This is a genomic window from Salegentibacter maritimus (genome assembly GCF_016236915.1).
In the GTDB taxonomy this organism is placed as follows: domain Bacteria; phylum Bacteroidota; class Bacteroidia; order Flavobacteriales; family Flavobacteriaceae; genus Salegentibacter; species Salegentibacter maritimus.
Map to the genome: position 1 here is coordinate 1 of NZ_JAEHOK010000024.1, position 14,774 is coordinate 14,774.

At 37.3% G+C, this 14,774-nt stretch carries 11 protein-coding genes; 7 read left to right on the forward strand and 4 right to left on the reverse strand.

Going from position 1 to position 14,774, the window contains the following annotated elements:
* On the forward strand, positions 1-1,860 hold a 1,860-nt coding region (locus I6U49_RS14410), incomplete at its 5' end, for a T9SS type A sorting domain-containing protein (protein ID WP_198629354.1).
* A 46-nt stretch (positions 1,861-1,906) separates the two neighbouring features.
* Positions 1,907-2,785, forward strand: coding sequence for a hypothetical protein (locus I6U49_RS14415; protein ID WP_198629355.1), 879 nt, complete (start codon positions 1,907-1,909; stop codon positions 2,783-2,785).
* 45 nt (positions 2,786-2,830) lie between these two features.
* Here I6U49_RS14415 and I6U49_RS14420 read toward each other — a convergent pair whose 3' ends face one another.
* Positions 2,831-4,345: a GH3 auxin-responsive promoter family protein gene (locus tag I6U49_RS14420; RefSeq protein WP_198629356.1), complete on the reverse strand. Its 1,515-nt coding sequence runs from the start codon at positions 4,343-4,345 to the stop codon at positions 2,831-2,833.
* Positions 4,346-4,455: 110 nt separating this feature from the next.
* Here I6U49_RS14420 and I6U49_RS14425 point away from each other — a divergent pair, with 110 nt between their 5' ends.
* The gene (locus tag I6U49_RS14425; protein WP_198629385.1) at positions 4,456-5,250 is read left to right on the forward strand and encodes a DUF2797 domain-containing protein; all 795 of its coding nucleotides are present in this window, start codon (positions 4,456-4,458) and stop codon (positions 5,248-5,250) included.
* Between the two features lie 196 nt (positions 5,251-5,446).
* Here I6U49_RS14425 and I6U49_RS14430 read toward each other — a convergent pair whose 3' ends face one another.
* Both I6U49_RS14430 and I6U49_RS14435 read right to left on the reverse strand, forming a co-directional pair.
* Entirely contained in the window at positions 5,447-8,119 is a 2,673-nt protein-coding gene (locus tag I6U49_RS14430; RefSeq protein ID WP_198629357.1) for an AsmA-like C-terminal region-containing protein, read from the reverse strand.
* A gap of 90 nt (positions 8,120-8,209) precedes the next feature.
* Entirely contained in the window at positions 8,210-8,908 is a 699-nt protein-coding gene (locus I6U49_RS14435; RefSeq protein WP_198629358.1) for a queuosine precursor transporter, read from the reverse strand.
* A 106-nt stretch (positions 8,909-9,014) separates the two neighbouring features.
* On the opposite strand from I6U49_RS14435, the gene folK reads away from it, so the two are divergent.
* Positions 9,015-10,142, forward strand: coding sequence for a 2-amino-4-hydroxy-6-hydroxymethyldihydropteridine diphosphokinase (folK, locus tag I6U49_RS14440; RefSeq protein ID WP_198629359.1), 1,128 nt, complete (start codon positions 9,015-9,017; stop codon positions 10,140-10,142).
* A gap of 11 nt (positions 10,143-10,153) precedes the next feature.
* Here folK and I6U49_RS14445 read toward each other — a convergent pair whose 3' ends face one another.
* A complete protein-coding gene (locus I6U49_RS14445; protein WP_198629360.1) occupies positions 10,154-10,720 on the reverse strand; it encodes an RNA methyltransferase in 567 nt (188 codons plus the stop codon).
* Between the two features lie 141 nt (positions 10,721-10,861).
* Between I6U49_RS14445 and I6U49_RS14450 the strand changes: the two genes are divergently transcribed.
* The 3 genes from I6U49_RS14450 (at position 10,862) to I6U49_RS14460 (ending at position 14,732) form a co-directional block, all read left to right on the forward strand.
* Positions 10,862-12,694, forward strand: a complete 1,833-nt coding sequence (locus tag I6U49_RS14450; RefSeq protein WP_198629361.1) for an ABC transporter ATP-binding protein — start codon at positions 10,862-10,864, stop codon at positions 12,692-12,694.
* An 86-nt stretch (positions 12,695-12,780) separates the two neighbouring features.
* Positions 12,781-13,230: an IS200/IS605 family transposase gene (gene tnpA, locus I6U49_RS14455; protein WP_193711699.1), complete on the forward strand. Its 450-nt coding sequence runs from the start codon at positions 12,781-12,783 to the stop codon at positions 13,228-13,230.
* 254 nt (positions 13,231-13,484) lie between these two features.
* A complete protein-coding gene (locus I6U49_RS14460; RefSeq protein ID WP_198629362.1) occupies positions 13,485-14,732 on the forward strand; it encodes an ATP-binding cassette domain-containing protein in 1,248 nt (415 codons plus the stop codon).
* Positions 14,733-14,774 lie beyond the last annotated feature (42 nt).

Sequence of the window (14,774 nt, forward strand, 5' to 3'; positions counted from 1 at the left end):
GCTCCAACAGCTAAAGATAATTGTTCAGAATTAACTGCGACAACGTCAGATCCGCTAACATACAACGAAATAGGATCTTATGTTATTACCTGGAGTTTTGATGACGGGAACGGAAATACAACTATACAAAAGCAAAAAGTAATTGTAGAACCTTCACCATTAAACGCGGTGACATTTCATGATGCAAGTTTTGAATATAATGGAGACGCCCATAGCCTGGAAGTTAAAAATCTTCCTGAAACTGCTTCTGTAGAATATTCTATTGTTCCGGAAACAGGAATTCAAAACGGAGCTATAAAAGCAGGGGTGTATACTGTAACGGCAAATCTTTTTTCAGGAATTGAAACTTGTCCTGATGCTCAGTTGACTGCTACACTCACGATTGATAAAGCTGAGGCAGAAATAAGCGCAGATGCTGTTCAGACTTTTGTTTATGATGGAACGGTTAAGAATATCGTAGCAAACCTAAATCATTCAGAAACTGAGTTGACCTATACTCCTCAAAAAGGATTTATAGAACCCGGAACTTATGAAATTACGGTGAATTCAGTTGAAACTGAAAATTACTTTGCGACCTCAAAAGAGGTGACTTTAGTGATTGAAAAAGCAGAATTTACCGGAGTGAGTTTTGCTGATAACACTGAGGCTTTTGTTTATAACGGCACAGAACACAGTATATTTGTATCTGGCCTTCCAGAGGGTGCTACGGTAGAATATACCAATAATGGGCAAACAAATGCCGGGACTTACCTTGTTACGGCAAAAGTTAGCAAACCAGGGTATAAAGACTTGGTGCTAACCGCTAATATGGTAATTAATAAAGCATCACAAAGCATCACTTTCGATGAACTTGAAGATAGAAATCAATTATCAGATGAACATTTTCAGCTAAATGCAGTTGCTACATCAGGTTTACCGGTAATGTATTCTTACACTTATGAATCAGAAAACCCGGCAGCTACAGTTGGCCCTAGAGGTTTTGTGAGAATTCTAGGTGGTGGGCAAATTACCATTACGGCCAGGCAGGAAGGAAACCAAAACTACGAGGCAGCCACTCCTGTGGTAAGAACCCTAACTATAAATGGTAGTGAAGCCCGATTGGTTAGCGCGAGTATTAATGGTACAACTTATAACGATCCTAATATTGATATTTACTACCTAATTGGTTGTGGAAGTTCAGAAAATGAGATTCAAATTGAACTTGAACCAAATCAAGGTTCATCCATAGATAGTCAAAATATCTTTACTGTAAACACGCCAACTCCCGGGATTTATAGAAGAACGCTTGTAGTTACTTCAGGGGATGGAAATGTGAGTACTACTTACAATATAATAATAGAAAAGAATTTCAATTTTGAGGATATTGTAATTCAGAAATTTAATAATGTACTACTGGTTAACAACAACCCTGAAACCAACGGCGGATACAAATTTGTGAGTTTCCGTTGGTACAAAAATGGTTCTGTAATTGGTAATGACCAATACTACTCTGTAGGGAATAATACCGGTGATCAGTTAGATGCTGATGCTTCCTACTACGTGGTTTTGGAAACGGAAGATGGCGAAGTTTTAAGAACTTGTATTTCTTCAGTTCAGTTAAAAAGCTCTTTAAATGTTTCATTAGCACCAAACCCGGTTAATTCTGGAGGAACTATGGAACTATTAACCGATTTCCCGGAAGAGGAGCTTGAGACCATGCACCTATCAATACATACCCTTAACGGGGGGCTTATCCAACAAATGAAATCAAATAGTAAAAGTACAAACATAACATTGCCTTATAATCTTGAAATAGGAGTATATATTCTTAAAATTGAAACTAAGAGCATTTATAAATCACTCAAATTCATAGTAAAATAAGATAGTTTTATGCTTATTGAAATTTACTTTAATGATTAAAACAAATATGAAAAATAGCAATATAAACAACGTAACTAGTAGAGTTACTTTAGGTCTTATATTAGCACTAAGTTTACTTAGTGCTAATATGGCGACATTTGCCCAGTCTAATAACGAAGTTTCCTTTTACCTACAGGGCTCTTTTTCTAAGCTTAATTATGAAGCTTTAGGAGCGAGTAGTGAATTGGAAAATGGTTTTGGTCTTGGGGCCAAATATTCCTATTACCTAACTGAAAATTGGAGCCTTGGGACAGGTGCCGAATTGCAGTATATGGAAGGGGCCATTTTTGTACCTACTGCCCAAGGGGCGTATATGACTCAGGATTCTGAGGCAGAATCTTTTGAATTTAGATATGCAGCTTCAAATTTTTCAGAGAACCAGGAGGTTTACTTTTTAAATATACCTCTTCAGGTTCAATACGAATCGCTTGGTACGACCAGGTTTTATGCAGCTGCCGGAGTTAAAGCAGGTTTAGTTTTAAATTCAGAATACCAAAGTTCGGCCGGTTCACTAGAAACCAGCGGATATTATTCACAGTATGACGTGGAACTTACCAGTCCTACATTTGCAGGTTTTGGCGAATTTAAAGCTGTAAATAATTCTAAATCTGAGCTCGACCTAAAAACAAATTTTGTAGCTCATTTGGAAAGCGGTGTGAAATTAATGTTGGAGAATAATAGGTCGCTTTATATGGGGCTTTTTCTAGATTACGGATTAAATGATATTAAGCCAGACACCTCAGGGGAGAGGTTTGTTCATTATAATGCCCAGGCCCCTACAGACTTTACTTTTAGCAGCTTATTGTCAGCCCGTGAAATACAGGATTTAGATGAAGTTAAAACCCTGGCATTTGGCTTGAAAATTCAGTATGCATTTCAGTTTTAAAATTAAAATATATTGAATGAAAAGGCCGCCATTTTAGGCGGTTTTTTATTGGTTCATTCCCAATAATTCTTCTACATAAGTTCTGGAATTAGAAAGCCTGGGAATTTTATGCTGTCCGCCAAGTTTGTCATTTTTCTTAAGCCAATCGTAGAATAATTTTTCTCGTGCCTGGTGTATTTTCGGCATATTTAGCGTCATATTATTATAGCGTTTTGCTTCATAATCGCTATTTACCTGTTGTAAGGCTAAATCCAACTCATGCCTAAATTTATCAAAGTCCTTCGGCGGATTTTTAAACTCTATAATCCATTCATGCGCACCTTTTTCTTTGCCTTTCATAAAAATTGGTGCAGCGGTATAATCTACTATTTCACAGTTGGTAACAAGGGAAGTCTTTTTTAAGGCTTCTTCGGCATTCTCGATAATTAACTCTTCTCCAAAAGCATTGATATGATGCTTGGTCCTGCCGGTTACTTTGATGCGATAAGGATTTGTAGAAGTAAATTTAACTGTATCACCAATCTTATATCTCCATAGGCCCGCGTTGGTAGTGATTACCACCGCATAATTTTTTCCTGTTTTTACTTCGGCTAGCGGAATAGCTTTTTCCTGTTCGCTTCCATAGCTATCCATAGGAATAAACTCATAATAAATTCCGTAGTCCAGCATTAATAAAAGCTCTTTGGAATCGTTCTGGTCCTGGCAGGCAAAAAATCCTTCCGAAGCATTATAGATTTCATAAAACCTAAAATCTTCTTTGGGTAAAATCTTTTGATATTGCGGTGCATAAGGATCAAAACTTACCCCACCGTGAAAATAAACTTCAAGGTTTGGCCAAACTTCAAACAGGTTTTCTTTACCGCTGGTCTCCAAAATATTGTTGAGTAGCACCAACATCCAACTGGGTACACCGGCCAGGCTGGTTACATTTTCTTTAATTGTTTCATTTACAATTGCCTGCATCTTTACTTCCCAATCGTTCATAAGGGAAACCTCGTTGCTTGGCGTGCTGCTAAATTCTGCCCAAAAAGGCATGTTTGCAATTAAAATAGCCGAAAGATCTCCGTATGCCGTACCGTTGTTTTTGTAAATTTCCTTACTGCCTCCCAATCGTAAGCTTTTCCCTGTAAAAAGTTGTGACTGCGGATTGTTGTTTAAGTACATACAAAGCAGGTCTTTTCCTGCATTGTAGTGGCAATCTTCCAGGGAGTCTTCACTTACCGGTATAAACTTACTTTTTGCACTGGTAGTTCCACTAGATTTGGCAAACCATTTTATAGGGGTAGGCCAAAAAATATTATTTTCTCCCCGCCTGCTGCGTTCAATACAGGCCTCATAATCTTCATATTTTTGAATTGGAACACGCTCTGCAAACTGAAGGGGATTTTTGATTTCCGCAAAGTTGTACTTCTTGCCAATTTCTGTGTTTCTCGCCTTAGAAAGTAAATCCTTTAGCAACTCGTGTTGCACTTCGTGAGGGTATTTTATAAACAACTCCATTTGGTGAATTCGCTTCTTTAGGAACCAGGAGGCCACGGAGTTTACTAGTGGAATTGGCATTATTCTTTATATCTTTATACGCTGAGAATGCTTCAGCTGGTTGGCTGGATAAAAATAATTTAAACTTCGAAGCTTGCAAATCAACTTCGGTTAAAAATAGGGAAAAAATGATGAGATACGAAGGCGTTTTAAAAAAAATGAGAACCGAAATTGTAGATAAAGTACAATATTACCTGGTTTTTGAGGACGATTTTATCAATATAAATCAAATACTCAATAAAAAAATAAGCCTTAATTTCCTTCGTTTTCAATGTTTAAACTGCGGATTGGAAAAGAAAATATTCCGGCAGGGGTATTGTTATGATTGTTTCTCGTCTATTCCCCAGGCAGGTGATTGGATTATGAAACCCGAACTGAGCAAGGCGCATTTAGATGAAGAGGATAGGGATTTAGATTATGAAAAACAAGCCCAATTACAGCCACATATAGTTTATTTGGCTAATTCCAGCAATGTAAAAGTTGGTGTAACCCGAAAAACGCAAATTCCTACCCGGTGGATAGACCAGGGAGCCCACGAAGCTATTGAAATAGTTGAGGTGCCCAATAGGTATCTTGCCGGAGTTACCGAAGTAGCTTTAAAAGATCACGTATCAGACAAAACGAACTGGCGAAAAATGCTAACCAACGAGGTTTTAGATCTTAACCTTGCTGAAGAAAGAGATAAATTAAAAGATTTTATCCCGGAGGAAGCTAAAGAATATTACCTGGGCGATAGAAAAGAACTTGAAATTGATTTTCCGGTGCTGGAATTTCCAAAAAAGGTAAAAAGCCTTAACCTGGGGAAAAGTCCGTTTTATGAAGGAGTATTAAAAGGAATTAAAGGCCAGTATTTAATTTTTGAAGACGGTACCGTGTTTAACGTTCGCGCCCACGAAGGCTTTGTAGTGGAGTTAGGAGTACTTTAATTGAATAAAGCTGAAAGGACGTCATGCTTATTTCAGCATCTAAGATAATGATAGTTAAAACATACTAGAAGTTGAAATAATTTCAGCTGGACAAAATTAGACTTTGTTGGCATCGCCAGGGAATATAATACCCAAGGTGGTTTTAAAAAAGCCTCATAAATTCCCAGGATAATAGGAAATTATGAGGCTTTATTTTTTAATTACTTGTGGTGTCCGTTTGCTTTTTCTTTTTTCCAAAAATGCCGCCTAAAATATCTTTGGCTGCATCCTTAACCTGTTCCTCCTGGCTTTTAGGTTTGTCTTCTGTTTTAGGAGTTTGGGTTTGGGTAGAGTCTTGAGAGGCAATGCTATCGGTTTGCTGTTGTTGATTTCCACCCATTTGTTTGTTAATTATATCTTTAATCGCATCCTTGCCACGGTCTTTAAGGTCTTCTTTTTGTTTTTCCACAATTCTTTGGGTAAGATTGCTTACTGCTTGTTGCATATTTATATTGATTTGTGGATTTTGAAAAGTTCCTTTTAGGCCAATGGGCAATGCTACCATCATATTTTGTAGTTCGTCCCCGCTTAACTTGCTTAGTGCATTTCCTACCTGGCTGCCCAATAATTTGGCCGGAACATCCAGGGCCAGGGTATAGTCCATATTCATATCAAATCCGTGGCTACCCGAAACCTTAACGTCTACCCCTTTTACATTAAAACTAAAGGGTTCAATTTGTACCATCCCATCATTAAAGGTTAGTTTTGTTTTTAGCTTATCCAGGTCCAGGTCACTTAAATTAATAAAATCTAATTGCTGGTCTAATCGGGAAAGCAAAGCTAATTTTTCGGGATTTACCTCTGCCGTAAGAATTTCGGCCAGGGCGTTCCCGGCAAGTGTTGAGAGCTGTGGGGTAAGGTCTTCATTTAAGTTTCCATTTAATTTTAAATTGGTTTGCAATTTTCCTTGCAAGGCCTGGGCTACCGGGGCCAATCCCTGTAGCATTTCCAATCCGTTAAACGATTCAGCTATATTTAATGCGTTTAGCGCCAGGTCCATGTTAAATGTAGGGGTTGTACCTTTTGTAGAAACATTTCCTGTTAGGGCTATATTTCCGCCAAAAATGTTTGTGGAAATATTTTGTAAAGTGGCGGTTTCGTCACGTAAAATAATACTTCCTTTAGCATCTTTAAGTTTAAGGTTGTCGTAAATTACCGTATTTACCGCAAAAACCAGTTCTGTATCCAGGAATGAAGGAATTTTAACCGCTTCTTTTGTAGCCTGTGCAGAAATTTGAGCTCCGGTTTCAGCTTTAGTCTCAGTTTCTGCAATCATAAAGTCGTTGATTGCAAAAACATCTGAATTCACTTTAAAGTTCCCTTTTAGATTTTGATCGGTAAATAGAAAACCCATAAGGTTTTCAATATTTCCGGTAGCCGAAATATCGGTTTGCCCGGTACTTAGTTTTAATTCAGGAACACGCACATTACCCTGGTTAAAATTCATAGTAGCGTTAGCGATCTTTAACTCATTGGGAATTTCGGGCGATTTATAACTGAAATTCCTAATACTGGCGGTTCCGTTACTTTTTACATTCTGATATTGTTCTTCTTCTATAGAATTCATATCAAATTGCGTGGTAACATCGGCTGTCAATATTCCATTTAGTTCCTGTTCCAGTTCTAAGGGGTAAGCTTTGTTAAGGTTCGCTAAGTTTAGGGTTCCCTGTAACGACATATCTATAAGCATATTTCCCATTAGGTTTTTTACGCTTCCGTTGGTCGCAAACTTATCCTGGTCTATTCTAAAAGTCACATCATTGAAAGTAAGATAGGTGTCTTCCAGGATTCCGGTTTCGTTTAGAACCTGTAGGTCTATGTTGATATCCTGTACACTCTTTGGTAACTCGGGATATTTAAAAGAGGCATTGTCTGAACTTACTTTTATATCCATTTTAGGGATATAGGTCTCGTCTACAATACCCTGTATTTTTCCATTCACAATGAAATTTCCGCTGGTTTCTACATTTTCAATGTTTTTTGCATAGGTTTCAGGAATTACCGCCAGGAAGTTTTTAAAGTCTGAAGAAGGCGTCTGGAAACTTAGGTCTATTTCATTATTGTTTTCATTTACCTGAACAAAACCTTCAAAAGTAAGTGGTAATTGGTTGATGGTAGCTTTGTTCTCCAGGAAGGTGTAACGCATATTCTCCAAATCCATTTGGATTACTGCATCAAGGGCGACTTTGTTTCGGTTTAAATAGTTTACGCCATCAAAATCTAAAGAAACCAGGGCATTAGATTTAGTATCGAGTTCACTTGTGGCAAGGGAGAAATCACCGGTTCCCTGGTGGTTTAATTCTTCTACATCCAATAATAGATTTTGGCCTTCATCTAAATATTTTACGCGCGAATTATTTATTTCATAATGCTTTAAATCAAGGCTAAATCCGGTTGAAGTAGAATCACCGGTAGTTGTGGTAGTATCTTCAATTGCAATATCGTAGTTGGCATTGCCAAGCGAATCTACCTTAATATTCAAGTAGGTATTGTTAATTTTTATATTGTCTAAAATTTTAGGTTCATCAGCTCCCTTAAATAATTCTTTAATAGACATTTCTAACTGCGCTTCTTCACCAATAGCAAGGGTGTCTCCTTTAAAAGGCTCATTATTAATCACGCTAAAATTTTCAATTACCACCGTAGCTTGAGGAAAATTTTTAAATAGGCTTAGACCAATATCGCTAAATTCAATTTGGGCATCTACACTGTTATTGGCGGTTTTACGCACATAGTCTTTTATTTGAGATTCGAATAAAAAAGGTGCTGCAACAAGTATAATAACAATTGCCAATAATGCAATACCAATTATTTTAAATGCTTTTTTCATTTTTTTATTATTTAATTCAATCTTGTCTATCAATATGAGCGTGAGTAAAACACAGCTCGTTTTAAAAACTTTTTAAACAGCTTTATTTTATTAATTATATTCTATTTCTTCTCCCTGTTTCAGATTAAAACGCTTTCTAAAAGCATAAACCGAGGCATAGAGGAGTGGGGTATCCAGGGCGGCCACAATTACTTTAAACAAAAATCCGCTAAGTAACAACCCACCAAATAGTTCCCATTCAATTTTATTAAAACTACAGAGCAAAAACAAGACCGAAAACGTATCTACAAACTGTGATAGGAAGGTAGAAAAGTTATTTCTAAGCCATAAATGTTTTCCTTTGGTTAGTCTTTTCCAAAAATGAAACAACTGGATATCTATATACTGTGCCAGTAAATAAGCAACCATAGAGGCAAAGACCGCTATAGTGGTAGCACCAAAAACCTGGGTAAACAAGGCATTGCTTATAGGTGACCATTCGGTTGCCGGTACGGCATCTGCAGTATAAACGATCAATAAGGAAAAGAGCGAGGCAAAAATACCCGTGGTCACAACCTGGTTTGCTTTTTTCTTACCGTAGATCTCACTAATTATATCGGTGATTAAAAAAGTAACCGGATAGGGGAGAATTCCTACAGAAATTTCAAAGGTATACAGTCCAAAAAAATCCCAGCTAAAAAACTTCTGAAAAATTAAGTTTGAAGCTACTAACGAAGCTATAAAAAGCCCGGCCAGGATTAAGTAGATGCGTTGCGCTGTAAGTTGGTCTTTTAGTAAAAGTTTATCCAATTTTATTTTTTAAGTCTTCCTGCAAAATTAGGGGTATGTGATTTTGTTTTACTTAATTTGCTGTGAAATTTACAGTCCAGCTTTAAAAAACTTTTCCTTACGTAGTTTGAATTCCCCAAAAATAGTACATATAGCCCTGGGAAGCAATGTGGGCAACCGCTTTGAGCTTCTGCAAAATGCACTGCATACAATATATTTAGAAATTGGCGAGATAAATAAGGTTTCTAAGGTTTATGAAACTCCTGCCTGGGGTTTTAGTGGAAATGCTTTTTTGAATGCCTGTATTACCGTTTCTACAAGATTTTCGGCTGAAGAGGTACTTCGCAAGTTGTTAAAGATAGAGGCCGATGCTGGCCGGGTACGTTCTGATGCTAAGACTTACCAAAACCGAAGCCTGGACCTGGATATTCTACTTTTTGAAAATGAAGTTTTAGAAACCAAAGATTTAGTGCTGCCGCACCCATCTATGCAAAACAGGAAGTTTGTTCTGCTGCCACTTGTCGATATCGCCGCTGATGAAATTCATCCTGTTTTTAAAGTTTCTATAGGAAAACTCTTGCAAGAAGTACAGGATAATTCGCAAATAAGTGCGATTTCTGAAAAACTTGAAATCCCCAAAAATAGTTTTCATTTAAATAAACTTAATTATATCGCCGTAGAAGGTAATATTGGAGCCGGGAAAACCAGTTTTTCGACTATGGTTTCTGAAGATTTTAATGCCAAACTTATATTAGAAAGATTTAAAGACAACCCGTTCCTTCCAAAATTTTATGAAAATAAAGAGCGGTATGCGTTTCCTTTAGAAATGTCTTTTTTAGCCGATAGATACCAGCAGCTCTCCGATGATTTGGCGCAGTACGATCTTTTTAAAGATTTTGTGATATCAGATTATGATGTTTTTAAGTCGCTTATTTTTGCTAAAATCACCTTGCATGAAGATGAATATGCCCTGTACTACAAGCTTTTTCATTTAATGTACAAAGAACTGGTAAAACCAGACTTGTATATTTACCTCTATCAAAACACCGATAGGTTACTCGAGAATATCAAGGTTCGAGGTCGCGATTATGAGCAAAATATCCAGCCCGATTATTTAGTGGAAATTAATAAAAGCTATCTGAATTTTATAAAAACCCAAACCAATATGAAGGTGCAGATTATAGATATTTCAGGGAAAGATTTTGTAAATAACCGTGCCGATTATCTTTCTATTTTAGAAGAGATAAAAGCTTAATTGAAATAATACTAGTGGGCCATATAGGCTTGCTCCCTGTTATCTTGTGAGATTTTAGAAAATAAATCCCAAAGCACAACACCTACACTTACCGAGATATTTAAAGAATGCTTGGTGCCAAGTTGTGGAATTTCAATAATTCCATCACTGGCCGAAACTACCTTTTGCTGTACACCTTTTACTTCGTTACCAAAAATAACTGCTAACTTTTCACCGGCCTGGGCTTTAAAATTGTTTAGCAATACCGAGCCTTCAGCTTGTTCAATAGCAAAAACTTTGGTCTGTTCTTTTTGTAGTTTTTCCACAACCTCTAGCGTATCTTCAATATATTCCCAGGCAACCGTATCGGTGGCACCCAAAGCGGTTTTTTGAATGTCTTTATGCGGTGGTTTTGCAGTAATTCCGCACAGGTAGATTTTCTCGATTAAAAAAGCATCGGCACTTCTAAAAACCGAACCAATATTGTTTAAACTTCTAATATTGTCTAGCACCACAATAATAGGGGTTTTCTTAGCCTCTTTAAATTCTGAGACAGATTTACGATCTAATTCGCTGTTTTTTAACTTTCGATTTTCCATAGCACAAAAATAGGTTTTCCATCTTTTCTTCGGAAGACTTTTTACGATGCTTTTAATTGGCACCGCCAAAGGGTGTAATCCCCCGAGGTAGATTACTTAAATTTTTAAAAATTACACTTAACTTGCAAAGAAAAATTCTCCTTGCCAAGACCCAAAAAATCATTAGAAGCCAATAAAGTTTCGTTTAAGGGAAGTTTCGACTCCCTAAAATTTGTTCCCCGGTTTTTTAAAGAAATCAGGAAGGTGAATCCGTGGCTTTTTTATGCTAATCTATTGTCGAGAACTGTAAATGCTGTACTTCCGGTAATTATCCTTATTGTGGGAAAATTGATTATCGATGAGGTGGTTTTACAAATTTCTGCTGAAACCAAAGACCTGGAAAGACTGTGGTGGTTGGTAGCCGCTGAATTTGGATTGGCTATTTTGTCTGATCTAATGAGTAGGGCCATTAGCTTAACCGATGCGCTTCTTGGCGATCAATATTCAATAGATACTTCGGTTCGTATCATTAAAAAAACTTCAGAATTAAATTTAGATCAATTAGAAGACGCTGAATTCTATGATAAATTAGAACGTGCCCGCCAACAAACTACGGGTAGGGTTGGGCTAATGTCTAATATTCTTACCCAGGCCGAAGATTTGGTGGTGATCTTTACCTTACTTGCCGGGGTAGTAGCTTTTGAGCCCTGGCTTATTATATTATTGGTAGTTTCGGTAGTTCCTACAATAATTAATGAAATTAAATTTAGCGGCACCAGTTATTCCCTGGCGCGAAGCTGGACACAGGAGCGTCGCGAACTCGATTATTTGCGTTATGCCGGTGCCAGCGATGTCACCGCGAAAGAGGTGAAGCTCTTTGGCCTTTCTAATTACCTGGCAGACCGATTTAAAAATCTTTCTGATACTTATTATTTAATGAGTAAGAAACTTGCGAAACAGCGTGCCGGCTGGGGCTCGCTATTTAATGTGATAGGTACGGGAGCTTATTACGGTGCTTATCTCTTGATTGTTTTTAGAACCGTAGCAGGAATCTTTAGCCTGGGCGATCTTACGTTTCTTTCCGGGTCTTTTAACAGGTTGAGGTCTAAATTACAGGGGTTTTTCACCCGTTTTACGGCTATTACTGAAAGCGCACTTTATCTTCAGGATTATTTTGAATTCCTGGATCTGAAATATTCCGAAGAATTGGAAAAAGAAAAATTATCCCTTCCGAAGAAAATAAAAAAAGGCTTCGAGTTTAAAAACGTAGGCTTTAAATATCCGAAATCTGAAGCCTGGGTGGTGCGCAATATAAACTTTGAATTAAAAGCTGGCGAAAAGCTGGCCTTTGTAGGCGAAAATGGTGCTGGAAAAACCACGCTTATCAAATTATTACTTCGGTTTTATGAACCTACAGAAGGGGAAATTCTACTAGATGGCATCCCTGTAACACAATATAATCAAACCCAATATCAGCAATACTTCGGAGTGATTTTTCAGGATTTTGTAAAGTTTGAGCTTACGCTTCGGGAAAATATTGCCATGGGTGAAATTGAAGAAATTCAAAACCAGGAAAGAATAGACAGTGCCGCCGAGAAGAGTTTGGCCAATGAGGTGATCTCCGATTTGCCTAGAGGCTACGACCAGCAGTTGGGTAAACGCTTTAAGCAGGGAAAGGATCTTTCGGGAGGGCAGTGGCAAAAAATAGCAATTGCACGTGCTTATATGAAAGATGCTGAGGTCTTAATTTTAGACGAACCCACTTCGGCCTTAGATGCAAGGGCCGAAACTGAAGCTTTTGACCGGTTTATTAAATTAACCGAAGGAAAAACTGCGGTTATTATTTCGCACCGCTTTAGTACGGTAAGAATTGCCGATAGAATTATGGTCTTAAAGAATGGTGCGGTATTGGAAATTGGAACCCACAGAGAACTTATGGAAAACGATAAACTTTATGCCGAATTGTTCAATTTACAGGCGCAGGGATATCAATAAAGTTAATTTCACTGTACTTTAATTTTTATTAAAAAAAAATCTAACTTAGTACCTAGCCTCAAATTCAAATCTCTAAAAAAGAAAAAATGGGGCAATCACTATCGCAGATGTATATCCATCTGGTTTTTGGAACTAAATTCAGATATCCTTATATCAATGAAAATGTATCGGATTCTTTGCACGCTTACATCGCTGGCATATTAAAGAATTTGGAAAGTCCGGCGTTAAAGATCAATTCTGTGCCAGATCATATTCATATTCTCTTTCGGCTTTCTAAAAATTATTCACTGGCAAAAGTGGTTGAAGAGGTGAAGAAACAATCTTCAAAATGGATGAAGGAGCAGGGAGTTACAGGTTTTACCTGGCAAGGTGGTTATGGTGCGTTTTCGATAAGTAGTTACAAAGTTGAAATTGTAAAGAATTATATAATAAGACAACAAGAACATCATAAAATTGTGAGTTATAAAGATGAAGTCGAGAAGTTTATAAAAGATTATAAACTAAACAATTATGATACGAAGTATTTTTGGAGATAAGTAGCGAGGTGTTTCAGGCCTTCAGCCTGAGGATTTATGTGGTTGAGATGTGAGTTGCGTGTAGCGGCTATTTCTCAAGAAGCGAAGCTACTCGTTGTGCTGTGTAAGGCCTGCAGCCTTACTTTTAGTTATGCTGCTCTAAATAAACTATATGTTAGTAGTTTTAGAAAAGCCTGAAAGGCTAATACACTTTAACCATACACGCCGTCTCGGTTACATCTCAGCCTGAAGGGCTGAAACAGAAAAGTATATACATGAAAATTAAACACTACGGCATACCTGGAACTGATGTTTCATTGAAAGGAAGATGGATGCAAGAACTTTTAATAGGCAATGCTCCGGCCGAATTACAGGAACTGCAAGGAAAAAAAGGATTACTCTTTTCGAAAGTAGTTTTAGATAAATTTATTGAAGAAGATGCTAAACACGGAAATTCTGTTTTAGTTACGTGTGAGAATCGTTCGTTGAGGACTTTTTCCAGTGGTGAAAAGCGAAAAGCTTTACTGAATTATTTATTGTTGCAAGAACCAGATTTTCTGGTTTTGGACAATGCATTTGATAGTTTAGATAAAACCTCAGTTAAGGCGTTAAGATCAAGCCTGGAAAGAGTTTCAGTTGAAACCGCTATAATACAATTATTCAATAGGCAGGAAGATTTATTGCCATTTATATGTTCAATTTTAAGAGTGGAGAACCAAGATATCACAAATTTAATGTCTGTTTCTGAATTCCTGGAAGCCCGGGGCCAAACAGCGTTTTCAGCTATATCAACAATTCCACCGGCACCCAATGTTTTTTCTGAAATTCCGGAGGTTTTAGTAAAAATGAATGAGGTTTCTGTTTCGTATAAGGAAAAACCTATTTTAAAAAATATTAACTGGGAAATTAAGAAAGCTGACTTTTGGCAACTTATTGGGCCCAATGGATCTGGAAAAACCACCTTGCTTTCTATGATTTATGGTGATAATCCAAAGGCTTATGGTGTAGATTTATATCTTTTTGGTAGTAAAAAAGGTAGCGGCGAAAGTGTGTGGGAAATAAAGAAAAAAATCGGTTATTTCTCGCCTTCCCTTACCGAGCTTTTTACCCGAAGGAACAGCGTTCTGGAAATGTTAATTTCAGGGTTGCGAGATAGCATAGGCCTGTATCAAAAACCCAGCGATAAAGAAGTTAGAACTGCAAAAGCCTGGATAAAGGTATTGGGAATAGAATCATTCTCCGGCGCTATTTTTACCGGTTTATCTGAACTTCAGCAAAGAATTGTTTTAATTGGGCGGGCTATGATTAAGCATCCGGCCTTGCTTATTTTAGATGAGCCCACCAATGCGCTAGACGATAAGAGTGCCCTGGAAATTATATCGCTTATTAAACTGATTGCTCGAGAAAGTGAAACTGCAATAATTTTTGTTTCACATAGGAAAGAAAAGGGCCTGGAGCCAAAAAAGATTTATCAATTAATTCCCACAGAAAATGGATCGATTGGGGAAATACTACCGGCATAATTGTGGAAAAAAATAAATAACTTATATGGGATATTTTCCTTT